The organism is Thermobacillus composti KWC4 (genome assembly GCF_000227705.2).
GTDB lineage: Bacteria > Bacillota > Bacilli > Paenibacillales > Paenibacillaceae > Thermobacillus > Thermobacillus xylanilyticus.
Window position 1 is genome coordinate 717,098 of sequence record NC_019897.1, and the last position, 26,690, is coordinate 743,787.

A 26,690-nucleotide genomic window follows, 5' to 3' on the forward strand; every position below is an offset into this window, starting at 1 on the left:
CGAAATTATGCAAAAGGCTCACCATAGCGTTAACCTACAAGTAATGGCAAAATTACATACGGGAAAATTTTGAAACCAGAACAAGTGTTCCCTCGTAAAGTTATTTAACAATATTGCGGGGGGATATTATGAAAAAAAGAAACAATGTTGGAGCCATCAAAGCTTTCAAACGCATTCGTATAGTTCTATCATTTGCTGCTTTTGCTGCAGCACTAATATTATCGTTTGCAATACTAGTAAGCTTTATTCACTATCCACTATGGTTACTAGGGGGACTTTCACTATTAGCGGTTCTTGGATATTTGTTTAATAACTACCTGTATAATTACACTAAAAAAGAATTAGAGGTACTAAATAGAATAATTCCGAGTATAAAATATCCTTCTTCAATAACAAAAATCAGAGAGTTTGGATTAGAACTCTTTTTCCCGCTCGTATTATTTGCGATTGGTGTGGATCCAATAAAAGACATTATAGAACTAAAATCTCCACAGTTTAGTTTCAACTATTTGTTTTTTGATCTTGCATTATTCATATTAACTCAACTTTCGCAGCATGAAATAGGCAGATAAGCCTTGATGTAATTGGGCAGAGCAGCAATCCACTCCTTGAGTTGACGCTGAATAAATACCGAAAGCTTTTTGCCTGCTTTTGCAGCGACTTCACGGATCAAATCGACCAATTGCTGTAACGCTGCGACCCAGTCCACCGCACCGACTTCGTCACAAAGCAAATAAAACAGGCCGCCGAGCGAACGCGCGTCTGTGCTTTGCCGATGCTGCCAGGCCAACAGGATATAGCGCGAAAACACAATGGTCGTGTGGCTTACGAGCATATCATACGACCGGCCCTGGAACTCGTTTTGCAGACGCAGCAGCGACTTGGCGCACTTGAAGAAAACCTCGATGTCCCATCGCATCCGATAGATCCGGATGATGTCCTGGGCCGTCAGACCAAGGTCAGTCGAAAGCAGGGCAAGCCATTCGTTTTTCCTGGAACGATGGCGGACAAACACGACCACCACCGGGATTCCCGGGGCGAGCGAGGTTCGGATGAGACGAAGGATGTTGCGGTTCTTCCCTTCGACACGCGGGGAAGCGGCATACAGTTCCTTCAGGCTGAGCCGCTTCCCGTTCACGAGATAGCGCTTGTTATCGTTCTTGACCATGCCGATCACGTGCAGTCCGCGACGGATGATTGCCTGAATGAGCGGCGCATGTGTAAACCAACTGTCCATCAGGGCGTACGATGCCGAAACGCCGGCCTCAAGCGCACGATCCAGCATGGCCGCGATGACCTGCGGAGCCGTACAAAACGCTTCTTGCCGCCGCTTGTAGCCATGGCTCCGCTTGTCGATCCCGTCCGCCATGCCGTTGATGCCGGACTTCGCCGAACTCAGCAGCGCAAAGTCCATCGGGACAAACGAATGGCCGTCCGACCAGCCCATGGTCAGCATGCGGAAGCCTCTGTAGAAAGCGCCGGTCGCATGATCTTTGAAGCGCGCCAGCATCTCGACGGCTTTGCTCCGGTTGCGCGCGTACATGGAATCGTCGAAGATCAAGGCGGTCTCCCGGTTTGACGAGGTCAGCGGTTCGATTCTTGCGATCGTTTCGCTGCTGAGCGACAGCAAAAACCGCCGCCATGCGTAGCCGCCGTGATTCAAGAAACGATACACCGCATCTTTGCCGGGGAACGTCTCGCCTTTGTTGCTTTCCAGCAGACGAAACCAGTTCTTCTGATGGAACATCAGGACAAAGACAAGGCGAAACAACCAGGCGCAGGTAAATCCGAATTTCTTCCTGAACCCCGCAGCATTCAAGTGTTTGAGAACTTTCAGTTCCTGAAAAGCAGGTTTGATCTCTTGAGGGAGTTGATCGAATGGCGTCGTTTGATTTATCATGTAGGAAACACCTTTTCTGTTCGGTTTTGGGATCTTGGCAATTCCAATTATACCAAACAGAGAGGTGTTTTTCATTTCGTCAAGCCTGGAACCAAACGAGCTAAAACCCCATCATCCCAAGGAATTAGCGCCATTTTCTCTCTGCGAAAGTTGAGATATTAACCTAAATTTCGAAAGCCCGTAATATCAAACGCTGTATATAGTGGAACTGCCAAACTAGCTGTAAGAATGTGGCGATTTCCCAGTTCGTTCGGTTCAAGTCAACATTATGTGGATACACTTTCCCCCTCCCCAATGAAGAGGCTGCGATTTCTTCCATGTTAAATTTAGGGGTTTTCATTCCAAAAGTGCGATCCTGGCTTCTATTCGTTGCCATGCATACCGGTTTGCAAAGTCTTTCGCCAGCTTGAGAATGATGTTGCGGCTATGCCGAATAATCGTTGCTGCGCAATGGAAGAACTCTAATCGGAACCGTGCGATTGTGTAACCTTGATGTACCGGTTCGCAGCAGCTTCGCTTGAATCGCTCGAACAAATTGTAGGCGAGTAATTTGATCAACAAGTCGAGTTCATTCGCCTCAAATTCGCTCGTCGCAATTCTATCAATGGAGAAGCCGTTCTTCGCTTCCTTGATATAGTTCTCCATGCAACAGCGTTGGTTGTAGAAGCGCCACAGATCAAGCGGCTCCCATTCGAGATTGGTGACGATCGCTTCGTATTGCCAATCCGAATCGAACACCATGCGGGTCTGGCCTTCATCGACGATGTGTGCCTTGCGAACAATCGCTACGCGGCGCGCCTTCTCCCAAGATGTCGCTTTGTAGATGATCGTAATCCCTTCGATGATCCAGTCTTCATCGACGAATCGTTTCCAGTACCGGCAGGCTGCGACTTGTTCTGCAAGGCGCTTTTGTCCATTTTCAACTTTTCCGACGTAACCGATTCCTTTGCCTTCCCACAGGCCGTAGAAATCTTCACCGCCGAAGCCCTTATCGAACCTCGCGTACTTCACCGGATGCTCCCTCAGCAGTTCGAAGGTTTGGTGAAGAAAAGCTGACGCATCCGTGGAGGAGTGCGTATTGCCCGAACGTAGAACGGCATTCAAACATAGACGAGACTGTCCTTCGAAGGCCAGCAAAGGATGATAACTCTTACGGCCGGGCTTATGCGGGTTCGTGCCTTTAGCCGCTCCGCCCTGATCGCCATATACGGTTTCAACGGTGGAGTCAAGGTCCAGAATGAGAGCCTCTGGTAAACAAGGTCCAATGATTTCCTGATTGAGCGACCGCAGCTCAGTCAACAAGTTCGGGTGCGATTTGCTAAGACGCGACAACTCTTTGTATAACAGCGAATGGTGCGGACAGCGTCCACCGAGAAACCGCTTTAGAAGCGAGTCTTGCTGTAGCTTGCGGAAATGGAAGAGGCGTTCGCAGCCGAGCATCCAGCCGACGACGAGATAAAGCAGAATACGGTAGACGGGGAACAGCGAGTTGTTTGCTTTCATGCATGACAGCCTTTGTAAAGCAGCGGCAAACTTGATTTTTTCGAGGTATTCCAGGAAGATTTTGATGCCGCCGAAATTGGTCGCGTTCTGTAGGGAAAATTCGGTCTTGATTTTGCTGATGGGTGTGGTAGACTTCACCTAAAAGGTGCTCCTCTCTTTGGGTGTAGTGTTCTCGATAAACACCATTCTACCAAAGATTTGGGCACTTTTTTATGTTTTCATAGGATCGCACTTTCGAAATTCAGGATTAATTCTTGCTCATATTCCAACATTTATTTGGGTGTTTTATGTTGGGTTAAAAGATGAATTAAAGAAGCTAAAAAGCAGATAATTCCGAACCGCTTAAAAACTAGGACAGGTAATTTCGTAAAACATCATATTCATGCTATAGGGCTAACACCCCTTGGTTTGTCAGACAGCAAACCACAGATTGTGCGACTGCTGCCAGGGGATAATTTGGCTATTTGTCTGCAACGTACAGAGGTGGCGAGTGTACCCGCTGTACTTATTTTATAGAGAGAAAACAGTCTTCGATATTTTGTTTATCGCAGATCACAAGAGGAGATTCGGCCAAAATTCTCCCTCTCCAACCAGGAAAAGGAGTGATCCCATGGAATACCACGTGTCCATAACGGGCAACGACCAGGCGAAAGGAACAGCCGATCAGCCCTTCCGCACCATCCAACGCGCGGCGTCGCTGGCCGTGGCCGGCGATACGGTGATCGTGCATGCCGGCGTTTACAGGGAGTGGGTCAATCCGGCCAATGGCGGAACGGAAGAGCATCGCATCGTCTATCGTTCCGCGGGAGACGGGGAAGTCGTCATCACGGGGGCTGAACGGATTACCGACTGGAAGGACGAAGGCGGCAATGTCTGGAGTACGGAAGTTCCGAATGCCATTTTCTCTGTCCGGAACCCGTTCGAAGTCGAGCTCTCCGGAGACTGGCTGTTTGAAGGCGCTTTCCCCGTCCACCTCGGCGATGTCTATCTGGACGGCAAGTCCTTGTATGAGTGTGATAGCCTGGAGAAGGTACGCAAGCCTGAAGTCTGGCCCGACGCCAAGTATCCCGATGACTCGCTGCTGACCTGGTATGCCGAAGTCGATTCCGCAACCACGAAGATCTGGGCCAATTTCGGCGGGAAAGATCCCCGCAAGGAGAATGTCGAAATCAGCGTTCGCCCCTGGTGCTTCTGGCCCGACAAACCCGGTCGCAACTACATCACCGTAAGCGGATTCACGCTTCGCCAGGCAGCTCCCCAGTGGGCGCCGCCGACCGCCCATCAGGAAGGTCTGATCGGGCCTCATTGGAGCAAAGGCTGGATCATCGAAAACAATATCATCTGTGAATCCAAAAGCGTCGGCATCAGCCTGGGCACCCCGATCGGAACGGGCCACGCCAAGGTCAGAGGCCGGCACATGAAGGGCGGCACGCAGCGCGAGCAGGAAGTGATCATGCGGGCGCTGCATAACGGCGGTTGGCACAAGACCCTCGTCGGCAGCCATATCGTCCGGAACAATGTGATCCATGATTGCGAACAGGCCGGCATCGTGGGACATATGGGCGGCGCTTTCAGCCAGATTTATGGAAACCGGATCTACAATATTCACCACAAGCGTCTCCGGCACGGCGCCGAAGTGGCGGGCATCAAGCTGCATGCGGCGCTGGATACCCAGATTCGCGAAAATATCATCTACAGTTGCTACCGCGGTCTGTGGCTGGACTGGCAGGCGCAGGGGACGCGCATCAGCCGCAATGTCTTTTTCGACAATCTGTCCGAGGACTTGTTCGTCGAGGTTTGCCATGGTCCGTATATGGTGGACCACAATCTGTTCCTTTCTCTGATGAATTTCCGAAACATGGCGCAAGGCGGAGCATTCGCCCACAATCTGTTCGCGGGCCGATTCGTGGTGCGCAATGAGCTGACCCGTACGACGCCGTACCACTTCCCGCATGAGACCGCCGTGGCCGGCTACTCCAACATTACCGGAGGCGATGACCGGTACTACAATAATGTCTTCCTGGGAGACAATGATCCGAACAAAGAGCCCGTCCCGATCACCTTCTTCGAGCATCTGCCGCTCAAACCCAGGGATAAAGTCGATGAGAATGGGAAGCCCGTCATGGACGGTGTGCCGGACGATTCCATCTGCTGGCTGCACCCGGTGGGATTGGGAGGCTACGACAAGCATCCGAATGTGAAAGACAAGCCATGGTGGGAATACACCCGGGAAGAGTTGGCCGCGCTCGATGACGCCGCGAAAAAGCAAATCTTTACCGGCAATGCTGATCTTCCGGTGGCGATGGGCGGAAATCTGTATCTGGGCGATGCGGTTCCGGGTCGTCACGAACCGGGCGCGAAGGTCCATCAGCAGCGGGGGATTGAAGTGGAGACGGATCCCGCGCAAGGCAAGGCGCGCATCCGGATCACGGAACCCGAATTGCTTCGCGGCGCCTCGGCCATGCTGGTCACCACCGATCTGCTCGGGAGCACCTATCATGCCGAGATGAAATTTGAGCATCCGGACGGCACGCCTTATCGGTTCGACTCGGACTTTTTCGGGAACAGGAGGCCTGACGCAGACGTCACAGCCGGTCCGTTCGAATTGACGGACAGCGGCGTCATGGAATTTGAACTCGGATAAGGGTTCCGGAACCATCATCGTGCCTATGACCATCGTCAACCCGCAATACTATGATGAAATCATCCAGCGCTTGTTGGATGATGGTGCCCCATTAAAGCACTTCATTCTTTACGCAAGCAAAGCCACATTGCTGAAACGATTGAACAAGCGGTTCGAAGGTGGAAGGACGTGGGCAAAGCGGAATATTGACCGGTGTATTCACGCTTTTGATCATGTGATTACGGAAACCAAAATCATGACGGATGAAAAATCAATTGATGATGTAGTGGAAGAAATCGCGGCGAAAAGCGGGGTCACGCTTCTTCCTGACAAGAGAGGGCGCATCAAGAAGGAGATTGACAGGGCCGTAGCGATGATAAAGCATATCCGGTAAATAGACTGAGCTTGAAAATCGAAATTTGTGATTGCGCATGAAGAAGACCCTTCCGGCAGGAGCGTGTCCGCCGGAAGGGTCCTGTTTTAAATTTTGGCCAGATATTCGATGAGTCTGACAAAGACGGCCGCGGCTTCGGCGCGGGTGGCGGTTCCTTTGGGGTCAAAGAGGTTGCCGCCTTTGCCGGTTACAATGTCTATGCCTTGCAGCGCCTTGGCGGCCTCCAATGCCCATGGACTGATCTTGCTTTCATCCGCGAAGGACCGGTCCTGGCTTTGCGGAATCTCAATGCCTTTATATTGCAGGTACTTGTACAGGATGACAATCATTTGCTCGCGTGTAATCGGGGCGTCGGGATCGAAGCGATCCGCGTTAGTTCCGTTCACGATGCCGTTCTCGGAAGCCCATCCGACCGCCGCTGTATACCACTTTCCGACCGCCACGTCGCGGAAACGGGTATTCGAGTAGCCGGAACGGTCCACGTTCTCGAGATTGGCCAGCACCTGTATGAACATGGCGCGCGTCATCGGGACTCCCGGCGAGAACGATGTGGACGATGTGCCGTCGAACAGGCTGAACGTGTAGGCGGCATTGACGTAGTCGTAGAACCAGGCGTTCCCGTCGACATCACGGAAAGGATTGCCCGAAACTACGGTGAGGCCAAGCGCTGACTCCTCATCGAGCACAAGCTCCGCGCCCTCACGGATGTCCAGCGACAAGCCGCTTTCGAAGCTGACGGTCGCGCCGCCCGGTCCGATTGCGACCTTGCCGTTTGCATCAATTGTTGTCATACCAGACTTTGTAGCCGGTTATCGGTTTGCCGCCGTCGCTCGCCGGCGCCGTCCATTTCAACGTGACCCTTCTGTCGCCAACCGTGGCGGTCAAATTGCCCGGAGCGTCAGGCACGCCCGGCTTGCGCTGCGAGAACATCCAGTCAAAGACGTCGGTATAGTCATTGTTCCATGGCGGCAAGTTGGGGGACTGGATAATCGGCGCCATGCTCCAGGTCTCCCCGGTGAACGGATTGTCCATCGTGAACCGGTTGTACAGCACCGCCGCTTCCACTTCGTGCGCGATATAACGAACAAGCGGCGGATTGTTCTCCGGATTGGGCCGCTGACTCGGCTGGTCATATTGATTGTAAGGCCAGGTCAGCGCCTCGTTGCTGTCAAAACGGGAGGCCCTCGCGTTGGTCAGGTTCCCGATATCGTTCAACATGTTGTCGACGTTGCTTGCACCGCTGTCATACGTGTTGACGAACAGCCAGTAGGCCAGATCCCGGTTTTCGGGCGCCGTCGGCCAGCCGGATGAAATGCCCATGGGTGCGGCCGCCGCGAAGAAGCCGGGATAGGTGTTGATCAGGTTGGTCGTGACACCTCCGCCCATGGAGAAGCCGGCCGCATAGATGCGGTTGGGATCGGCCAGCCCGCGGTCAATCAAGTCGTCGATGACCGCCTTGATGCTTTCAACTTGCGGAGCATTGCCGCCGCTGTAGGAAATGTTCAGTATATGGCTGGCGTATTTTTCGGGATTCTCCGCCATTCGCTTCATCAGGGCAACCGCGCCGTTGGCCGATTTCATCGAAGCTTTCTGGTCGATGTGCGCCTGCGTGCCGCCGCGCGAGAAGCCGTGCGTATAGACATAGAGCGGTAAACCATGGACCTCGCTGCCCTTTTTGTCCTTGTGAATGTAGAGCGCGTAATTGACCGCTTCGGTCGCATGGGCCGTAAACTTGTCAAGGATCGGATTGACGACACCGGTCTGTTTGAAGACGGCGTAATCGATCGGATCGCCATTCTTCAGCTCGATCTCGCCGCTCAACACAATATTGTAATTTTGCTTGGTCGAGTTGCTGCCATCCAGCGTGGTATTGCCGCCGACTTCCGTGTAGAACTCCAGCTCCACGACGATGTAGCGGCCGCTTTCCAATCCGTCCCGATAATCCGGCGAATTGTGCACTTTCCCGCGGTAACCGCGCACCTTCGGTTCGTCATTGGCGTATACCCTCGAGATGTTGCGCGTGCCTTCGAACACCACCAGGTCGCCGGTCAGGGTCGTGTTTCGCGCCGACACGGTGAACAAGCCCGGATGGAGTGCGGAACCGAGCGCTTCCCGGCCTTCGCCCAGGTCGATAATGACCGCTGTCGTGTACTCGCCGCGGGCGAAGTTGTCGTTCCATACGATAAAGGGAATCTGTTCGGCGGCCGGATCATCCTTGAACGTCACGCGAATTTGATGGTCGGCGACAATATTGGCCAACGTGAACGTGTTGTCGGCTTCAATCTTCACCGGTTCGCCATCGACTGTTACGGTATCCACAAGTTTGCCGTTGTCCGGAATGATGGTGAAGGTGATGCTGGAGCCGGGAGCGACTCGCTTCACATTGCCGGGTACGTTCGGCGTGACTTTGCCGCCCGTATCCACCGAGATGATGATGGAGTGTCTCGGATCCGGTTCAGCGGCCGGAATGAGTTCAATGCTGTCCTGGAATGCTTCGTGGCCGTTAAAACCCGAGTCCGGCGGGGCGAAAGCGGATACCACTTCATAGCGGTCGGCGCCGATTTCCGACGAGTTGTTGATATTTACCTCAAACGTGAATTTGCCCGGCTGCAACGTCAAGTCGCGCTTTGGAATTCGGATTTCCACGATGTACCCGGTGTCCGTAATCTGCGTCCACGCAGCCCGGTCCGTATGGGACTGCCCCGAGAACACGCCCGTCGCGCTGACGCGCCATTGGTTGGAGCCGCTCGATCCCGGTCCGACGAAGAACTCCACGCTGTCGTACGTATGATTCCCGCCGGCTCCCTGATAGACATTGCTGTCCTCTACCACGACGCGGGCATACAGGAAGTTTTCGTCCCAGAGAATTCTGACCGTCCCCGTGGCATGGGGTCTGGGATCATCCGGCGCAGAACTGCGGTTGATCGGATACTCGTTGGTCTTGAACCACAGCGGGTCGTTGGAGCCGAGCTCGGGCGTTCCGTACACGGCGGTCGGGATGTCAGCCGCTTCCGCGATCGCAATGTTGTCCGTCTCGGCGGCAAAACCGACAGGCATGAAGGACGTCAATATCATCAGGCAACAGAGGAGGGAGAGTTTTTGGCTAAAACGTTTCAACATAAAAACAAAATCCTCCTTTCCCAAGTAAATGAAGCGACAGCTTCCTTGCGACGTATCCGGATTTAGCAACCACCCCCCAATTCAGATATAGAGGATAAAAATTCCGATATGACGGGTTGACACGGAAGAATGCTATGGTGAATATAAGCAAAAAATCGGCAGTTCAAACCAGGTTGCAAGTCTGCGGCAGATGATGGTACGACAAACCATAAGACGCATTACCGGCCTGCCTGGATTGAACGGTATGAACGATAAGAATATAATGTAATCACTTTTTTGAAGAAAAGAATGCTCCCAATTACATACTGCGAGGTAACCGCATGGAACTGAAAGCCAAATTTTTCGATGAACTGACGTCACGGGAAATCTATGAAATCTTGAGGGCAAGATATCTCATTTTCAAAGTCGAGCAGAAAATCGATTACTGCGATTTCGATGATATCGACTTCCGGAGTCTGCACATTTTCCTGGAATCCGACCGTTCGGTAAAAGCTTACCTTCGAGCCTTCTTCAAAGACAGTGACAAGCAAACCGTACAGGTAGGCAGAGTGCTGACCATGGAACACGGAGCCGGTCACGGCAGGAGGCTGATCGAGGAAGGCATCAGACTGATTCAAGAAAAATTAAACCCCGACATCATCTACCTTGAATCCCAAAAACACGCTGTTGGCTTCTATGAGAAGTTCGGATTTGCCGTTGTATCCGAAGAATTCATCGAGGCCGGCATTCCTCATATTGAGATGGTATTGAAGGTAAGATAAAGGTTCGGAGAACCCCCGCTGACATGAGGCCATCTTGAGAAAGGCCCCTTTCCTGATGTTCATAAGACGATGGAAGGGGCGTTATTTTTTTATGATTCGCACTAGATCGAATGACCAGGGAAAAAGAGGGATATTGGAACCTCATCTGGTCAAATTGTCTGTCAAATCGACAGGATTGCGAAGATTGCAAAATGGTTATTTTGGACATGCAGGTTTCGACGTTATTTGCAAGATCGCTTTGCTATTCTCAAATTGCTAAAACGAAGAGGTTTGCAAGAGGTGATAAACATGGTTTGATAATGTAAAACAATCAATTGTTGTGCAGAAATTATTAAACGTAGTTTGATAATGTAAAACAATTGGTTTGCTGTAAAAAAAGGCACACGTAATTGTAAGCGCATCCATTCCATAAAGGAGGGTTCCTGGTCATGCGGAACGGCAGCATCAGGTCCACGGTGGCTCTCTTGGTATGCTTCATGCTGGCAGCCGGTCTCTTAGGCCAAGGCATCGGCGGAATCGGTGCCGGCTGAAACTTGGAGACAAGTCGATCCCGCCAATATCCAGATCGGCAAAAGCTATCTCATCGTGTCCGAGCACGGCGCGCTGGTGAACGCCCAAGCGACCATCAGCACCCCCGGCGACGTCACCGGCGATACTCAGATCGGCATGGCGTCCAAGCCGGTTACGATCGAAAACGGCTTGATTACATCCGAAGTGACGCCCGACATGATCTGGCAGTTCGGACTTGGCGCGAACACAGCGCCTCCATCCGGCGGGCTTGGCGAAGGTCAGGGCTATTATTTGTATAACGATGCTCCCGGTGAAGGCGAAGGTACGGAACCTCTGAGAAGGGAGTCCAGCTTCAACGCGCAGCATGCGCCCCTCAACACGACGAATGCATCCGTCAATGAAAACCAGCAGAGCGTGATGCTGCATGTGCTCGATGAAAACGAAGGCACCGTGGCCATGTACTTCTGGAGCGGAAACAACCAGTTCAACTTTGTTCTGACGAGCACGGAAGACGGTTTCACGGCCAAGAGCCCGGCCGCGAGCGCATCGACCGCAGCCCAGCTGCTGGAGCAGATGCAGGCGTCACCGCCGCTCAGGCTGTATGAACCGAACGTGGACGTCGGCGTTCAGCATTATGTCATCGCGACATCCGGCCCGAACGGCACCATCAGCCCGACTTCCCTGACCGGCCATGTCTGGGTGAATGACGGCGAGGACGTGACCTTCACGTTTACCCCCGCATTCGGGTTTGAAGTGGACAAGGTTACGGTCAACGGTGAAGAAGTCGAGGTTACGGGCAACACCTACACCATCAAGAACGTTACCGCAAGCGGAACAACCATTCATGTGACGTTCAAGCCTGCTTCGGACGCAGCGGAATTGCCGTTCATCGTGTATAACGACATCTTCTCTGTCGGCAACGTCACGACAGCGGTCATCATCGACCTTGGCGAAGGCAACGCGGCGAACCTGGCCGACCTGAGCGCCGACATGTTCACGGCAGCCGCCAGGAACACAAGGCTTGACGGGTCGACGGTGATTTTTGACGGGGAGCGCAAGATTACCAGGGTCTATGTCAACGATGAACCGAAGCCGCTTGGCTATCTTACGCCCGCACCGGGCTCCGACGATCTCGTGACCGATACGCCCGCGAGCGGACGCTACATCATCATTGAGTTCGAGTTCTGGAATGCGAGCGGCCCCGTATCCGGCGCAATGGTATCGGGCGGCTTGCAGAACGCTTATTCGGCGCTGCTCAATTACCGCATCAACGTAAATCGGGAGCTCAAGCTGGCGGACGGTACGACCTTAACGCCGAAATTCGTGCAGACTGCGGTCGTCAACCCGGCACTGGACAAGTTCGTTCCGGACCAGACGAATCCGGGCGGTCCGGGCAATATGGACATCCTGATCTCGATCGATGAGTCCTGGAAGGAACTCGGTCCGCTCCCGCTGTTCATCTACAACCATGGCGGCGGCCGCGGCGGCCCGCAGGGAGACCGCTTCGCGCCTGTGCAAACCGCGAACGGAGCGGCCGTGCTGTCCAAGCTCCAGCTGGAGCACCCCGGCAAATACAATGCGCACATTATCGCTACGCAGAACCATGTGAACGATCAAGAGAACAACGAGGCCCTTATCGCCTATGTCAAGAAACTGGCCGATGAAGGCAAGGTGGATCTGAACCGGATCTACATGTCCGGTTTCTCGATGGGCAGCATGTACACCATCGGTTTCTATACCCGCAATCCCGAGTTTCTCGCGGCCATCGTTCCGCTTGCGGGAGGTAACTTGCCAACCGTGGATCAGCTGACCGCGAATCCGGAGCTCACCAAAACAGCCATTTGGGCGCATGTCCACAAGAATGATGGCGCCGGGAATTCATGGACACAGTATTTCACAACAGGCGCCGGCGCCAGCGGGTTGTACGAAAATGCCAACGTGAACGTGCTCGAAACGAACCAGGCCTTCAATTACCCGTACTTCGGCTTTGACTGGACGCCGCACGAGACCGAAGCCCAGGTGTTCAGCAACCTGCTGGGCCAATCCAACGCGAGCTTCCGGTATGGCCCGAGTCAGGAAGCCTTCGCGGACAAGAACATCTTTGATTGGATGTTCGCGCAATCACGAAACGGTGCTGCGGCCTCGGCAACCTTGTCAGGGCCGGCCAGCGTGCAGTTCGGGAAACCGTTCGATGTGACTTACGGTCTTGAAGGCGTAACGCAGGAAGTGTACGCACAAGACATTACCATTAAATACGACGCGGACAAACTGGATCTTGTCGGTCGGCCGGTATCCGTCGACGATGAGTTCGTGATTGCGGGCATCGACAAGCAAGAAGGAAGCATTCGAATTCTGGGCGTTCATTTGAATGACAGCGTGAAAAATCCGAACCGGAACCTCTTGCAACTCCGCTTCAAGGCCAAGGACATCGCGGGCACTGCGAATATTCAAGTCACGCATCTCGTGATTGCCGACGGTGACGGCGTGGAAACGCAAATCGGCGGAGCTGCGCATACGGTCGAAGTTGCCAAGCCGACCATGCCGGGAGATTTCAATGACGACAACCGAGTCAGCATCGGCGACCTGGCGCTGGTTGCCAAGGCTTACGGCATGACGTCGGACAGCCCGAATTGGAATGAAGTCAAACGTTACGATATCAACAATGACGGCATCATCGACATCGAAGACCTTTCTGCAGTGGCGCGGCTTATCCTGAAAAACTGATGGTTCCATACCGTCCAAGGGGTATCGGCGCTTGACGCTGCCGATCCCCTTGGTCTGTCTATCCTGCGGGTTGCGATTGTCGCTGCCTACCGGACAAGGAGAGGGTTTGCTTGAAGAATCGAGTATTGCTGCTTCTGCTGTCCGCGCTTCTGTTCTTTGCGGCGTTGCCGAACCTGGCATCCGCCGGGGACGAGCCTGTCTTCACATTGAACAGCAAAGTCAGTCATGCGCGAATCGGCGATGAAGTTGTGATTTCAATTGACGGCTCCGATGCGAAGGATGTGTATGGATTCGAGCTTCGCCTGGCCTACGATCCGAAAGCTTTGACTTTCCTAGAAGCGTCCAATGACTGGGGGGGATTTACGGTCCCTCCGATCGTCGAAGACGGAACCATTACATTCGCGCACACCAAGATCGGCAAGATCAAGGGCGAGAACGGAAAGGTTCGGTTTGCCGAAATGCGTTTCAAAGCGATCGGGCGAGGCAGCACCTCCATCGAATTGACACGCGCCAAATTGGTTGACAGCGAGTTGGGCAGTACCACGGTAGAACCCGGCGTGTCGCTCAAGATCAGCATTTCCGGTTCAGCTCCGTATAAGGATACGAAAGGCCATTGGGCCGAGGGAGATATTGCAAGGGCAACGGAGATGGGCTGGGTCAACGGCTTGCCGGACGGAAGATTCGCCCCGGATCAAGAGGTGACGCGCGCGGAATTCACCACGATGCTGTCTAGAGCGCTCGCGCTGTCCGCTCCGCTGGACCAGGTTCGGACTTTCAAGGACCAGGAGAGCATTCCGGGGTACGCGAAATCCCATGTCATGCAAGCGGCCGCCGCCGGATGGGCGAGAGGATACGACGACGGGACATTCCGACCGCTGCAACGGATGACCCGCTCCGAGGTCACGGTCATGCTGATGCGCATAGTAGGATACGAAGACAAGAAGGAGGCAAGCCCACCGCTGCCCTATGATGATGCGGATCAAGTGCCGGTCTGGGCTTACCCGGCCGTTGCGGCAGCCACGGACATCGGTCTTGTCAAGGGAAGGGCCAACAACAAGTTTGCTCCGGGCGGTTATGTGACCCGTGCGGAAGCCGTTGTATTGATTCTGCGAGTGTTGGATCGCATTTCTCCGACAGGCGAATAAGGCATAGGAGACCAAGCTTAAGAAAATCTCAAGGAATTCATAAGAGAGAGTTCAAGCATCGCTCCTTTCCTGAAGTTCATAATACTTTTGGAAAGGAGCGTTATTTTATGATGATTCGCATGGCCGGAAGAAAAAGGTCGGGAATATTTGGATTTTTCGTGTTGGCTGTCGTAATTGCCTGTGTATCCAAATTTTTCTCCGCTCCAGACGGACCAAATGACGATGCACGCCCCGGGTACGCGAAGTCTGTAACGTCACTCGCTGACGAACTGTACAGCCCCCATGCCATTTTGGTCCGTTTGAACGATCAAGCTGTGCTGTTGCACAAACATAGTGAGGAAAAGATTTTTCCGGCTTCGTTGACCAAAATGATGACCGCGATTGTGGCCATTGAAAATTTGACGGATTTGGAGGAAGAAATACAACTGACGCATTACACTTTTGACGGCCTTTACAGCGCCAATGCTTCTTTGGCCGGATTCGAGGCGGGGGAGATGGTGAAGGCGATTGATCTTTTATACGGGGTGCTGCTTTCAAGCGGCGCCGAGGCGTGCGTTGCGCTTGCGGATCATATTGCGGGTTCGGAGCGGAATTTTGCGATGCTGATGAATCAAAAGGCGGCCGAGCTCGGGATGGACAACACCCATTTTGAGAATGCCACCGGCCTTCACGATGCCAATCACTACACAACAGTCGAAGACCTGGCGATTCTCTTAAACTATGCTTTACAAAATGATACGTTCCGGAAGATTTTTACTACGCCTCGCCATGCCACACAACCTACGAACAAGCATCCTGGAGGGATAACCCTTCATAGCACCATGTTCGAAAAACTGGACAGTCGTAACATCAGCGGCGGAGAAATTTTGGGCGGAAAAACCGGATATACCAACGAAGCCGGGCTGTGCCTGGCAAGTCTCGCCAAGGTCGGCGGCCAGGAATATATCTTGATTACGGCCGGCGCAAAAGGGGATCACCATTCCGGGCAGTATAATATTAGAGATGCGATGGTTGTCTATAATAGACTTGGAGAAAGTATTTCAAAATAATCTTAAAATGTTTAGTAAAGAAAAGGCCCGACGCTGGAAGCGGACGAATATGACTCATTTATGCGGGAAACCCGCGAAACTTTGATTTCCGAGATGGAGAGGCACATCTGGAACAACCCGGTATCACCATTTTCTCCAATATACGTTGCCGTCCATGATGTCGGAAGCCGCAAGCCAGAAGGAAAAGGACCGGCTAGCCGCCATCAGGGAAACCGAAGAATACCGGAACATCATGAACGAGTATGTCTATGAAAATACCGTTGCCTATTCTGTCAATCTGGCCATCTTGTCGGTCCTGGCGGTGCTGACGCTGGTGTCCCCGCTTATCGTCACCGACCGCGCGAGGCATGGCCATCTGTTGCAATATACGGCGAAGCATGGGCGCAAAGCCGTACTGCTTTCGGCTTTTATGCTCACGACGCTGCTGCTTGCGGTGTTCGGGAGGATTTACGGTACGAACGGCACATGGGTGTTCTGGAACAGCGGCCTGTCATGCCCACACCCTTGTAATGCGATGCATTATAGTGTTACAATGCAAACAGGATAGGATGGGAAAGGGAGGTGTGATGATGGATAAGGAGATCATGAAAGGAAGCATCGACATTCTCCTGTTGTCCCTGATCCACAGGCGCGATATGTACGGATATGAAATGGTCAAGACCTTGAAAGAATACAGCGACGACCTCTACAACATGAGCGAAGGCACGTTGTATCCGGCCTTGAAGCGGCTCGAAAACAAAGCATGGATCGAGTCTTATTGGGGAGATTCCGAGGGCGGCGGAAGAAGGAAGTACTACCGGATTACGCAAGCCGGGAAGAACGTGCTGGAGAAGAAACTGCGGGAATGGAACCAGATCAACCATCTCATTCAAGTCTGTTCGGAGGGAGTCCAGTGGATCAAAACATCGAATCCTATATCCGCGGCATTGTAAGCCGACTGAACTGCAGCGAGGAAGAGAAACGAGACATCATGGATGAAATGCGCGATCATCTTCAACTATTGAAAAGTGAATACTTGCGCCAAGGCCTTGCCGAGGAAGAGGCGACACGGAAAGCGTTGGAAAGCTTCGGGGAACCGAAACAACTGACCCGGGGCCTGCAAGCGTCCATGTTCCCGTATGAGAAAGCGTTCAGGGCGGGTGCCTGGATATGTTTTGCGCTGTATGCCTTCGTCGTCTTGTACAAGCTGCTCTTCCAACGCATCATCACACGCTTTGTGGACACGACAAGGAACCCTTACTTTTTTATTCCGTCCGAAGCGGAGGGATATTTTAGCCAGACAGTGTTAAAGCTGAATGCGAACTTCATCCCGTTTCATAATACGATGGAATATTTGACGGGAGCCCACCGTTACGATATGAGTGTCATTATCCATAACACCCTGGGCAATATCCTGATTTTCCTGCCGCTCGGATTTTTCCTTCCGCTGCTGCTCAGAAGATACGGCAAACTGTCGAAGCTCATCGTCGATTCCATGATCCTCAGTTTCGCGATTGAAACGTTGCAGTACGGGTTGCGAATCGGGCAATTCGATGTTGACGATATCCTGCTGAATACATTCGGAAGCGTTCTCGGCTTCTTGCTTATTACGATCATGAAACATCTGCTTGCGTTGTCCAAGGGAAGTTCCTTCCGGAAAATCGCGAATTAAGCCGGTGGGACCGAAGCCCGCTCCGTGAAGCCTGCTGCCGTGATTGCCGCATCCGGCAGCAGGTTTCGCATTTGTCAAGCTCATCCCGGTATGCTAATATTGAGTTAGTCAGATGACTAACTAACAAAGGTGCTGATCCGATGGCAAAACCGAATGTCGTCAGCAAACGGGAACTCATTCAATACGCAAAAGAGTGTCTGGTGGAGAAAGGCCTCGAACAGTTCACCTTGCGGGCGGTGGCGGAGACGGCGGGCGTGACGCAGGGAACGATCTACTATCATTTCCGCACGAAGGAGCAGTTGCTGCTCGCGATCGTCCGGGACATTTGCGAAACCAGCTGGCAGGAGATCGCCCGGCCGAAAGAAGATGCGATCGCGCACGCCCTGGCGTCGGCGAGGAGCCGCTGCTCCTACGACTCGTTTTTTCACAAATTGTTCCTCTCGCTTGTCGCTTCCGGCTTCAACAACGAAGAGATCCGACATAAGCTGGGCGAAATCATGGCGATGGAGAACGAAGCGCTGTCCCGCAATTTGTCCGGCTTGTGGGCGGCCTCCCCGATCGAAGGGGTGTCGCGGGACACGTGGGGCATCCTGATCAATGCGATGGTTGACGGGTTGGCCTTGCAGGCCGTGCTGCAGAAGGACTTTCCCGTCGAAAGCATCTACCGCGAGTTCGAGCATTTCCTGAAAGGGCTGAGCGCATTGACCGACAAGGAGGGCAAGAAATGAGAAACGGGTTGTTCACCGCGATGTGGGGATTTGTCGTTTGGCTGTTTGCCACACTGTTTTTCAGGCTGTTCGGCGAATACGTGCTCTTTCCTCCCCGTTCAAATGCCTTTGTTATCAGCACGATCCTGCTCCTGATCGGAACGGCGGCCGTACTGTGGGGCGTCACGCAGGCTTATCGGCAGTTCGATCGCTCGAAAGATGCGCCGCTCAAGTTCGGGGTGATCGGGACGATCATCGGGCTGGCGCTGGACACCTTCTCGATCTCTTTTCATCCCGTTGTTTTTCCGCAATTGGACGAAGCACGGGTGATCGCGTTTACCGCCTGGCTGTCGTTTGCCTACGCCTTGTATTTGTTCATCCCTTTCATGATTCAACAGAAAATCGCCCGCACCCGATGACCAGAACGGCATGGCCGCCGTTTTGGTCCATCCGTGCGGGCCGCGCGCCCGGGTCACATCTTGCCGGCAAAGCGCTTCGCCAGTTTGACCCGGAACAGCGTGTTTCCCGGGGAAGATTCAAGGGTCAGCTCACCTTCGTGCCATTCGATCGCCTTCTTCGCAATCGTTAGGCCGAGCCCCGTGCCGCCGTCGCTTTTGCGCGACGCATCTCCGCGCACAAAGGCTTCAAACACCCGCTCCCGCAATTCGGCCGGTATGCCGACGCCGTTGTCCCATACGACCAGCTCGACATGATCGGACGCATCTTCCAACTCCAGCCGGACCGCCGTCCCTCCGGGATTGTACTTGATCGCGTTGGACAGCAAATTGGAAATCGCCCGGTAGAGCAGGCCGGGATTGAACGAGAGGTTCACCTCGTGCGCGGGAATCTTCCAGTTGAACACCATCCCTTTCTCCTCGAACTGATCGTAGAAGTCGGCGGCAAGCTGGCGGACGAACTCCGCCAGGTCCCGCTCTTCGGTCGTCATTTTGTAATCGGGGCTTTCCAGTTTGGACAGCTCGAATACCTCTTCGATCAGTTCCGTCACCAGCTCCGCCTTGTCATGGATCAGGGCGAGATACCGCTGCATCTTCGCTTCATCCCGGATCAGCCCCAATTGCAGCGCCTTCGCATACCCCTGGATGGTCGTGATCGGCGTTTTCAGATCATGGGAAATGTCGACGAGCATCCGCCGTTTGTTTTCCTCCAACCGTTGCTTCTCTTGCTCCGCTTTCTCCAGCCGGTCCGCCATCAGGTTGAAATGCTCCTGGATGACCGCCAATTCATAATTCGCCTCATACCGGAGCCGCTTCTTGTAATTCCCGTTTCCGATGCTGCGAATGCCCGCCGCGATGGCGCTCAGCGGATTCGTGAACTTGGCCGCCGTCCAGCGGCTGTAGCCGTACACGTTCAGCACGAGCAGCAGGACGAACAAGGCCAGCATCCCGATCGACCATTTCATGAAGTCGGCGACTTGCCGGTCCGTCATGTTGTTGACCGCGAAATGCTGCGACAGATGGCTCTTGGGAAGCTTCACCAGACAGTAATGAGCTTCACCGTTCACGGTCCGGAAGGGTGTCATGCTTACCCAATAGGGGGTGTCCTCTCCGTCGCGGAACAGGTCCATCATCGCCGGCAATGTGTATTGATCGGTTTGATCCTGCTTGCGCCCTTTGACATACACGACGCGCAACTGTTCATCCAGAATTTCGACCCAGCCTTCGAATCGCTCAATCGTGTCCGACGGAATGTCCCGGTAATCCGGCCGCACCACCTCGCTCGCCCGGATCATCGGCACGGCCGCATCGAACAGCTTGCGGTCGACGCGCTGCTGCCACAGCGCGAAGAGGAAGACATCCAGGAGGATAATGGTGAAGGCGAAGAACACATAACTGCGGGTCAAGGCGTAAAAAATGCTATTTCGTCTGCTCATCCAGTTCTTCCCTCTTCGCGAACCGGTACCCCAGACCGCGAATGTTTTTCAGGTAAACCGGGGATCTGGGGTTGTCTTCAATCTTGTCGCGCAGCCGGCTGATCTGCACCATGATGGTGTTGTCGTCCGCAATGTAGGTGTCTCCCCAGACCCGCTCGAAGATCTGCTTCTTGGTGAAAATCCGTCCGGGCTCGTCGGTGAACATTTTCAGCAATTTGTATTCCGTTGCGCTGAGCGCGACGGGCTGTCCTCTCTTGTAGAGAAGGCAAGCGCGGTGATCCAGCGTCAGGCCGCCGATCGACGTCACGGCATCCGCGTCGCCCGCGCCGGAATCGTTGAACTCGTAATAGCGCCTCAGCTGCGCCTTGATCCGCGCGACGCATTCGAGCGGGTTGAACGGCTTGGTCATATAATCATCCGCGCCGATGCCAAGGCCTTTGATCTTGTCCACATCTTCATTTCTCGCGGACAGGATGATAATCGGCATCTTGCAGGCTTTGCGAATCTGCTGGATCAGTTGAAAACCGTCCATCCGGGGCATCATGATGTCGATCACCGCGAGATCGACCTGATGCCGCTCAATCAGCTCCCAGGCGGCCTGTCCGTCGTGCGCCTCGATGAGTTCAAACTGTTCCGACTCCAGGAAGATCCTCAGCAATTCGATGATATCCGGCTCGTCATCCGCGATCAGTATCTTTTTTCGCACACGGTTTCCCTCCTGCATGGTTCAGAAAATCAATTATACGCCCGGCGCTTCTCTCCTTCCGTGTAAGGTAATTTTAAGATTGCGGCAAGTTGCCTGAAAGTCTGCGGCGGTAGAATGAAGATGCCCCTTACCGGTAGTTGACGATTTCATCACAGGAGGATTGCGAGAGAGATGCAGAACCCGAGGATTGTCCGGCAAATGTTTCTGTTGCCCGTGCTTATCTTCGCATTGCTGTTCATCCCGTTGGCCGGCGCGAATGCCGCGCCGCAGGAGGCGGATTCGCCGCCGCCGCAGCCGCCCGGACTTGCGGACCCCGAAGAACTTGAGGCGTTTGCCGATCACTTCTTCCAGAAGCGCGAAATCATGGAGAAGCAAATTCCGGGCGCCGTGCTGGTGATCGTCAAGGACGGCGATGTCTGGCTTGCGAAAGGTTACGGCTACGCGGATCTGGAGAACCGGGTGCCCGTCGATCCGGAGAACACCCTTTTCCGCCTCGCCTCGATCACCAAGGTGTTCACCGCCGTTTCGGTCATGCAGCAGGTGGAGCAAGGGAAGATCGCGCTGGATCAAGACGTCCGGCGCTATCTGGGGGACATTCGGCTGGAAAACAAAACGAACACGCCCCTTACCGTGGAACATCTGCTCACCCATTCGACCGGGTTCGACCGGGTGGATTCCCCGCCGGGCGGCCTGATCAAGTTCGATCCCGAGGAAGCCGATTCGCTGGAGGACTATGTCAGAACGTATCTGCCCGCCGTCGTCCGCAAGCCGGGCGAAGCGTATATCTATGACAACAACGCTTCAATGCTGCAAGGGTATATCGTTCAACGCGTGACGGGCATGCCGTTCTCGCAATACCTGGAGGAGCATCTGTTCAAGCCCCTGGGCATGAAGCATACCTCGCTGCTGGTCACGGAGGAAAATCTGGGCAGGCTGGCAACCGCTTATGTGGATCAGAATGTGCCGCTGCCCTTCTATTCGATCAATCCGGTCGAAAACCCGCAGGGCGGCATCGTATCCACCGGCAGCGACATGGCCCGGTTCATGCTGGCCCTCCTGAACGGCGGCACGTTGGACGGCGCGCAAATTTTGAAGCCGGAAACGATCCGGACGATGCAGACGCCGAAACGGAGCATTCACCCGAAAGTGCCGCAAATCGGGTACGGGTTCGAATTTGCGTTCCATGAGGCGTTCAACGGACAGTCCGTTGTCGGCAAGGGCGGCGATCTTCCCGGCTACTCGTCCTGGATGTACCTGCTTCCGGAGCAGAACATCGGCATCTTCATCGCCTACAACAAGACCGAAAATGATGACATGACGGATGCGCGGGAGCTTTTCTTCAAGGCATTCATGAACCATTACTTCCCGGCTGCCGGACAGCCGGCCGATTATCCATCGGAGGCCGAACAATTGAAACGCTTCGAAGGCCTGTATCGCGATCTGCGCGTCGGCTATGTCGTCACCCGGGTCTACGTCGGCGACGACGGGCAGCTGACGGCGGAAAATATGCTGGGCCGGCAGAAGCTCCGCCAGATCGATCCGCTGCTGTTCCTCGACGAGGAAGGCGCGCCCGTGGCCTTCAAAGAAGGCGAAAGCGGCGAGATCCGGTATATGTACAGCCGCGCCAACATCGTCAGTTGGTCGGAGAAGATGCCCGAACCGGCGCCTTTCCGCGATGTCGACGCGCAGCATCCCTACGCCGCGTACATTAACTACCTGCACCAGCTGCAGATTGTGCAAGGCAATGCGGACGGCACGTTCGCGCCGGACCAACCGATTACGCGCGCCGAATTTATCGCATGGGTGCTCGATTGGCTCGGCATTCCGGGTTACAATAGTCCGGCGCCGTGGTTCCGTGATATTGCAGGCCATCCGTTGGCCGGCGAGATCCAGGCCGCGACGGACGCGCTGCTGGTGACGGGGACGCCGTCCGGCGACTTCCATCCGGATCAGGTGATCACCCGGCAGGAAGCGGCCGTCATCATCTGGCGGCTGATGGCGCAGCTCGGCTTCCAGCCGATGGAGGCGCCCGTAACGGACGAGACTGATGAATGGGCCGCCGAAGCCGTGATGAACATGGTCGCTTATGAGCTGTACGGTCCGGAAGTGCAGCCTGACGCAAGCGGAGCGGTCGACTATCAGTCGAAGCGTCCGATGACCCGCCAGGAAGCGGCGGCGTTGATCTATCAGATCAGCATGTTCTTCTGATGCGCATACAGCACGCCTTTCACAAAAAAATCCCCGTGGTTCATTTGAACCAGGGGGATTTCATATGTAAGACCTATCGAGCGATCATGTTGTCTTGTTCAATTTTTCCTCGAAGGATGACTGTTCCATGTGTAGCTTTCGTGAGGGCCGGCTTTTTCGAGTGTTTCACCTTGTGAATGACCATGACGCGTCTTTTCTTGTTCGTGCTGAAAATTCGATTGAACAAGTTGGTCATCTCGAACCCTCCCTCCTTATTTATAGTTAAGCTTCTCGGAAATTCATTTCCGTTGTGGACTCTAGCTTTCTGGCCAGGGTCCTTTATTGTTTCACCCCCAAAATAGGGATGCGAACAAACTTTCCTCTTGACATTTTCGAAACTCCCCAACAATCGCCGAGAAGGCATTTTTTTACTGCCTATCTCTAGAAAATTGGGTGATTGTGTGAAAATCGTTTCTCGTTCTCACCAGGACTACTTGACCTTCGTAAGCGATCAACTGCGCAAGGAGTTCGACACCCCGGAAGCCATGTTGTTCTTGCAACACTTCTATCGCGACTTGATCTTCTGGATCACGCCGATCGATCTGTCCGCCACCGCTTCCTTGATGCGTTCGGCTTACTCCTCCAATCCCAGAGGCCGCAAGCCCCACGATCCCGCCGACATGCTCCGCTGCATGTTGCTCTTCACCAAGCTCGGGCTCAGTGTCGATGACGGAGTCGTCGCGCTGCGAACGACGCCGGTCTATGCCATTGTCTGCGGCTTTAAACCCGGTGAGACGCCGGGTGTCGGAACGTTCTACGACTTTTTCCCCGGCTTTGGCGGGCATCCACTCCGCATAAGACCGGGCGCGTCAAACGCCGCTTGAAGAAGCCGCGGAAGAAGGGCAAAAAAGAACGAAAAGCAAGAGCCCAAAAACCCCAAGATTACGGAGAAACTCGTCTCCCGCATCCTGCGCGAGGGCAAGATCCACTACGCCCCCAAGGAGCACGACCTGCTGCAACAGTTGTTCCAATCCCTGTTTGTCCTGCCTTCTGCGGCAAAAGGATTGCTTGGCGATACCCGTTCTTTTCGCGTCATCGGCGACGGCTCTCCGGTTGAAACCGGCGCGCGATCCTACGGCAAGTTCCTTTGCGATTGCCGCCAGTCGGGCAACTGGAAATGTTCCTGCAAACGGCAATTTTCCGATCCGGATGCCGATTGGGGCTGGGACAGCTATCGCGAGAAATATTACTACGGGCGTACGCTCTACATGTTCACCGCAGCCGACAGTCCTTACAATTTGCCCGTGTACCCGCGATTGTTTCGCGCCAGCCAACATGACTCGGTGTCATGGATCTGCGGCTACCGCGAGCTGCGTCACTGGTACTCGGACTGGAAGGTGGGAGAGGCGCTCCTGGATTCGGCCCACGACGCCCTCCCGATCTATACCATGCTGGAACACGATGATGTTTCCGCCATCATCGACCTGAATCTCAGGCGTTCCGGGCATACGGTATACAATGAAATGAAAATTGGCTCCGATGGCGTTCCTGTCTGCCCCATTGGACGCAAGATGGTCTGCTGGGGCAAGTGTTCCGGGCGACAGCGCATCAAATGGCGCTGTCCCGCCAAAGTCGGCAAATGGGAATGCCCGACTCCCTGCTCGCCTTCCGATTATGGAAGAACGTTCTACACATCCACCGCGGATAACCCGCGCCTGTTCCCGCGCATCCGCCGTGACAGCAAGGAATGGAGAAAGCGTTACGCGCTGCGAACCGGAGTGGAGCGTTGCATCAAGCGCCAGAAAGTCGATTACAACCTGGAAGCTTCGCGCGGGCGCAGTTCCCGCCACTGGAACATTCGCGTGTACTTGATCGCCATGTGCCAGCATGCCGACGCGTGGCTGGAAGAAGCGAAGAAGCAGAAGCAGCTCGTCTCTGTCGAGCAATGGCTGGAAGGCTTGGCGGCAGCTTAACGCCAAAGGACTTCATAGCATTTTTTAAAAAATGCCCTTTTGAGGGTTCTTTGGCATGCACATTCTTGAAAACAGCTTTCATAGGCGCCGCTTCATCGACATTTCTGCCTCATTCACCCCTCATTCGGACTCAGAACGACTGCTTAATTCCGAGCTCCTATATAGTTTACGACAAATTGTACCAGCTTGTCCATATGCCCGAGCATCGTAAACGGTCTTACAATCTGCTCCCACTCGTTAATGTGAGATTCGACATCAATTGAATTTGCGATCGCAATCAGACAGCCCAGGCGAAATGACCCTTCGTTTCTGAAAACAGCAAAGTGTCAGAGTCCGAATGGTCAAAGTGCTCTTTTACCTTTTCCCAGATTGGATACGTTCTCTCTGTTTCAAGGAACACGTCGATCGCTTTATAATCCATCCTTTCCTGGTCAGGAGTACAGGGACGCCCCCAACGCCAACCTGTTAGTCTATGCTTACCGCGGTTGTTGTTGACGACCAGCACAGCCCGAACATCAGACTGTTGGACTTGAAACAAATTGCAGACGTCATCAATCAGGGCCCTGAACAAACTGGACCTCTGTCAATAGATTGGACACATGGAATCGAGAAAATTACGCAACATAATCGTACATTTGTTCGCATTGAATGGGTGTGAGATACCCGATCGCCGAATGGACTCGTTTGCGATTGTAGAAAAACTCGATATATTCAAAAATCTTGCTTTGCGCTTCCTTGCGGGTCTTGAACTTTTCCAGATAAACGAGTTCCTTTTTGAGTATGCTGTGGAACGATTCGATGCAGGCGTTGTCGTAGCAGTTGCCCTTGCGGCTCATGCTGCCCTTCATCCCGTATTTTAGGAGCCGTTGTTGGTACTCATGGGAAGCGTATTGGCTGCCCCGATCGGAATGATGAAGAACCTTACCTTTGGGCCGCTGACGGCTGTAAGCCTGGTCCAGAGCTTGCAAGACCAGTTCCTTGGTCATCCGCTCATCAGCGTGCCAGCCTACGATTTTGCGCGTGTACAAGTCCATGACGCTCGCGACATAGAGCCATCCTTCGTCTGTCGGAACGTACGTGATGTCCGCCATCCAGACTTGGTTGGGAGCTTGCGCTGTGAACTGCTGATTCAGCACATTGTCATGCACTGGCAGGTTGTGCCTCGAGTTCGTCGTCGCCTTGTATTTTCGGACGGTGCGCGACTTAAGCCCCAACTCCTGCATGATGCGGGCGACGGTTTTCTCGGACACCCGCATCCCTTGCTGGCGCAAGACTTGAGCGATCTTCGGACTGCCATACAGACGGCGCGATTCCAGGAAGATGCGGCTAATTTGCTGTTTTAACCGTTCGCGGCGTTTTTTCCGTTCACTTTCCTTGCGCCGGGTCCATTGATAATAACCGCTCCGGGATACATTCAAAATCCTGCACATCTCCGACACCGGATACTTGGAGCGGTGCTTGTGAATAAACGAAAAGATCAGTTCCGGTCTTTTGCGAAGATGTGCATCGCTTTTTTTAGAATCTCATTCTCCATCTCAAGTTGGCGAATTCGTTTCTGCATGTCGAGGAAGGTCTTTTCCTCCATTTTCAGATTGCCGCTGCCGCGAAAAGCGTTGACCGGATCCTGTTTGAATTCGCTGATCCAACGGTACAAGGTATTGTCGGATACACCCAGTTCCCGAGCGACTTGTGCCACCGGTTTTCCCTGTTCCTGGATCATCCTCACGGTTTGGATTTTGAAGTCTTTGTCATACTTTTGACTCATCTTCGGACACCTCGATTTTGCTGAATTTATTGTCGCATTCTCGATTCTCGGTGTCCACTATTCAGTCTAGCATCAGGCACC

General features: G+C 53.8%; 22 protein-coding genes. 15 read left to right on the top strand and 7 right to left on the bottom strand.

Translation table 11 applies throughout. The features are described 5' to 3' along the window. Positions 1–128: 128 nt before the first annotated feature. A complete protein-coding gene (locus tag THECO_RS21530; RefSeq protein ID WP_157373508.1) occupies positions 129–572 on the top strand; it encodes a hypothetical protein in 444 nt (147 codons plus the stop codon). On the opposite strand, the gene THECO_RS03335 is transcribed toward THECO_RS21530, so the two are convergent. Both THECO_RS03335 and THECO_RS03340 read right to left on the bottom strand, forming a co-directional pair. After that, the gene (locus THECO_RS03335; protein ID WP_015253657.1) at positions 542–1,900 is read right to left on the bottom strand and encodes an IS4 family transposase; all 1,359 of its coding nucleotides are present in this window, start codon (positions 1,898–1,900) and stop codon (positions 542–544) included. The two genes, THECO_RS21530 and THECO_RS03335, sit on opposite strands and share 31 nt — an antisense overlap. A gap of 336 nt (positions 1,901–2,236) precedes the next feature. Next, complete coding sequence (locus THECO_RS03340; RefSeq protein ID WP_015253658.1) at positions 2,237–3,541, bottom strand: IS1380 family transposase; 1,305 nt, start codon at positions 3,539–3,541, stop codon at positions 2,237–2,239. A gap of 472 nt (positions 3,542–4,013) precedes the next feature. Here THECO_RS03340 and THECO_RS03345 point away from each other — a divergent pair, with 472 nt between their 5' ends. Together THECO_RS03345 and THECO_RS03350 are read left to right on the top strand one after the other, a co-directional pair. Beyond that, entirely contained in the window at positions 4,014–6,047 is a 2,034-nt protein-coding gene (locus tag THECO_RS03345) for a right-handed parallel beta-helix repeat-containing protein (protein ID WP_015253659.1), read from the top strand. 25 nt (positions 6,048–6,072) lie between these two features. Continuing rightward, entirely contained in the window at positions 6,073–6,420 is a 348-nt protein-coding gene (locus THECO_RS03350; RefSeq protein ID WP_052835814.1) for a hypothetical protein, read from the top strand. An 86-nt stretch (positions 6,421–6,506) separates the two neighbouring features. On the opposite strand, the gene THECO_RS22140 is transcribed toward THECO_RS03350, so the two are convergent. Next, positions 6,507–7,211: an S-layer homology domain-containing protein gene (locus THECO_RS22140; RefSeq protein WP_015253660.1), complete on the bottom strand. Its 705-nt coding sequence runs from the start codon at positions 7,209–7,211 to the stop codon at positions 6,507–6,509. After that, positions 7,198–9,540 (bottom strand): sugar-binding protein, encoded by a 2,343-nt coding sequence (locus THECO_RS03355; RefSeq protein ID WP_015253661.1) that lies wholly within the window; start codon positions 9,538–9,540, stop codon positions 7,198–7,200. Before THECO_RS03355 ends, THECO_RS22140 begins: the two co-directional genes overlap by 14 nt. A 320-nt stretch (positions 9,541–9,860) precedes the next feature. Between THECO_RS03355 and THECO_RS03360 the strand changes: the two genes are divergently transcribed. The 9 genes from THECO_RS03360 to THECO_RS03400 all read left to right on the top strand — a co-directional run bounded on the left by THECO_RS03360 (position 9,861) and on the right by THECO_RS03400 (position 18,506). Continuing rightward, a complete protein-coding gene (locus tag THECO_RS03360) occupies positions 9,861–10,301 on the top strand; it encodes a GNAT family N-acetyltransferase (RefSeq protein ID WP_015253662.1) in 441 nt (146 codons plus the stop codon). A gap of 519 nt (positions 10,302–10,820) precedes the next feature. Continuing rightward, positions 10,821–13,535: a cohesin domain-containing protein gene (locus THECO_RS03365; protein ID WP_015253664.1), complete on the top strand. Its 2,715-nt coding sequence runs from the start codon at positions 10,821–10,823 to the stop codon at positions 13,533–13,535. Positions 13,536–13,645: 110 nt separating this feature from the next. Next, on the top strand, positions 13,646–14,680 hold the full coding sequence (locus tag THECO_RS03370; RefSeq protein ID WP_015253665.1) for an S-layer homology domain-containing protein: 1,035 nt from the start codon (positions 13,646–13,648) through the stop codon (positions 14,678–14,680). A gap of 107 nt (positions 14,681–14,787) precedes the next feature. Further along, complete coding sequence (locus THECO_RS03375) at positions 14,788–15,729, top strand: D-alanyl-D-alanine carboxypeptidase family protein (protein WP_015253666.1); 942 nt, start codon at positions 14,788–14,790, stop codon at positions 15,727–15,729. A gap of 154 nt (positions 15,730–15,883) precedes the next feature. Next, positions 15,884–16,276: a hypothetical protein gene (locus THECO_RS03380; protein WP_157373509.1), complete on the top strand. Its 393-nt coding sequence runs from the start codon at positions 15,884–15,886 to the stop codon at positions 16,274–16,276. A 22-nt stretch (positions 16,277–16,298) separates the two neighbouring features. Beyond that, positions 16,299–16,661, top strand: coding sequence for a PadR family transcriptional regulator (locus THECO_RS03385; RefSeq protein WP_015253667.1), 363 nt, complete (start codon positions 16,299–16,301; stop codon positions 16,659–16,661). Then, positions 16,574–17,380, top strand: coding sequence for a VanZ family protein (locus THECO_RS03390; protein ID WP_269724209.1), 807 nt, complete (start codon positions 16,574–16,576; stop codon positions 17,378–17,380). The genes THECO_RS03385 and THECO_RS03390 overlap by 88 nt, the downstream gene beginning before the upstream one ends. A 140-nt stretch (positions 17,381–17,520) precedes the next feature. After that, entirely contained in the window at positions 17,521–18,108 is a 588-nt protein-coding gene (locus THECO_RS03395; RefSeq protein WP_015253669.1) for a TetR/AcrR family transcriptional regulator, read from the top strand. Between the two features lie 8 nt (positions 18,109–18,116). Then, complete coding sequence (locus THECO_RS03400) at positions 18,117–18,506, top strand: DUF5367 family protein (protein WP_232427735.1); 390 nt, start codon at positions 18,117–18,119, stop codon at positions 18,504–18,506. A gap of 53 nt (positions 18,507–18,559) precedes the next feature. Here the strand turns inward: THECO_RS03400 and THECO_RS03405 are convergent, their stop codons facing one another. Beyond that, a complete protein-coding gene (locus tag THECO_RS03405) occupies positions 18,560–19,978 on the bottom strand; it encodes a HAMP domain-containing sensor histidine kinase (protein ID WP_015253671.1) in 1,419 nt (472 codons plus the stop codon). After that, a complete protein-coding gene (locus tag THECO_RS03410; RefSeq protein WP_015253672.1) occupies positions 19,962–20,684 on the bottom strand; it encodes a response regulator transcription factor in 723 nt (240 codons plus the stop codon). Before THECO_RS03410 ends, THECO_RS03405 begins: the two co-directional genes overlap by 17 nt. Positions 20,685–20,855: 171 nt before the next feature. On the opposite strand from THECO_RS03410, the gene THECO_RS03415 reads away from it, so the two are divergent. The 3 genes from THECO_RS03415 (at position 20,856) to THECO_RS22150 (ending at position 24,844) form a co-directional block, all read left to right on the top strand. Continuing rightward, complete coding sequence (locus tag THECO_RS03415) at positions 20,856–22,892, top strand: serine hydrolase (protein ID WP_015253673.1); 2,037 nt, start codon at positions 20,856–20,858, stop codon at positions 22,890–22,892. A 440-nt stretch (positions 22,893–23,332) separates the two neighbouring features. Continuing rightward, entirely contained in the window at positions 23,333–23,755 is a 423-nt protein-coding gene (locus tag THECO_RS22145; RefSeq protein ID WP_232427736.1) for a hypothetical protein, read from the top strand. Between the two features lie 180 nt (positions 23,756–23,935). Beyond that, positions 23,936–24,844 (top strand): hypothetical protein, encoded by a 909-nt coding sequence (locus THECO_RS22150; protein ID WP_232427737.1) that lies wholly within the window; start codon positions 23,936–23,938, stop codon positions 24,842–24,844. 614 nt (positions 24,845–25,458) lie between these two features. On the opposite strand, the gene THECO_RS03425 is transcribed toward THECO_RS22150, so the two are convergent. Next, positions 25,459–26,609 (bottom strand): IS3 family transposase gene (locus THECO_RS03425; protein WP_198285773.1). Its coding sequence is split into 2 segments (ribosomal slippage): positions 25,459–26,363 and positions 26,363–26,609, totalling 1,152 coding nucleotides; the frame shifts between segments, so codons are not numbered across the junction. Between the last annotated feature and the right edge of the window lie 81 nt (positions 26,610–26,690).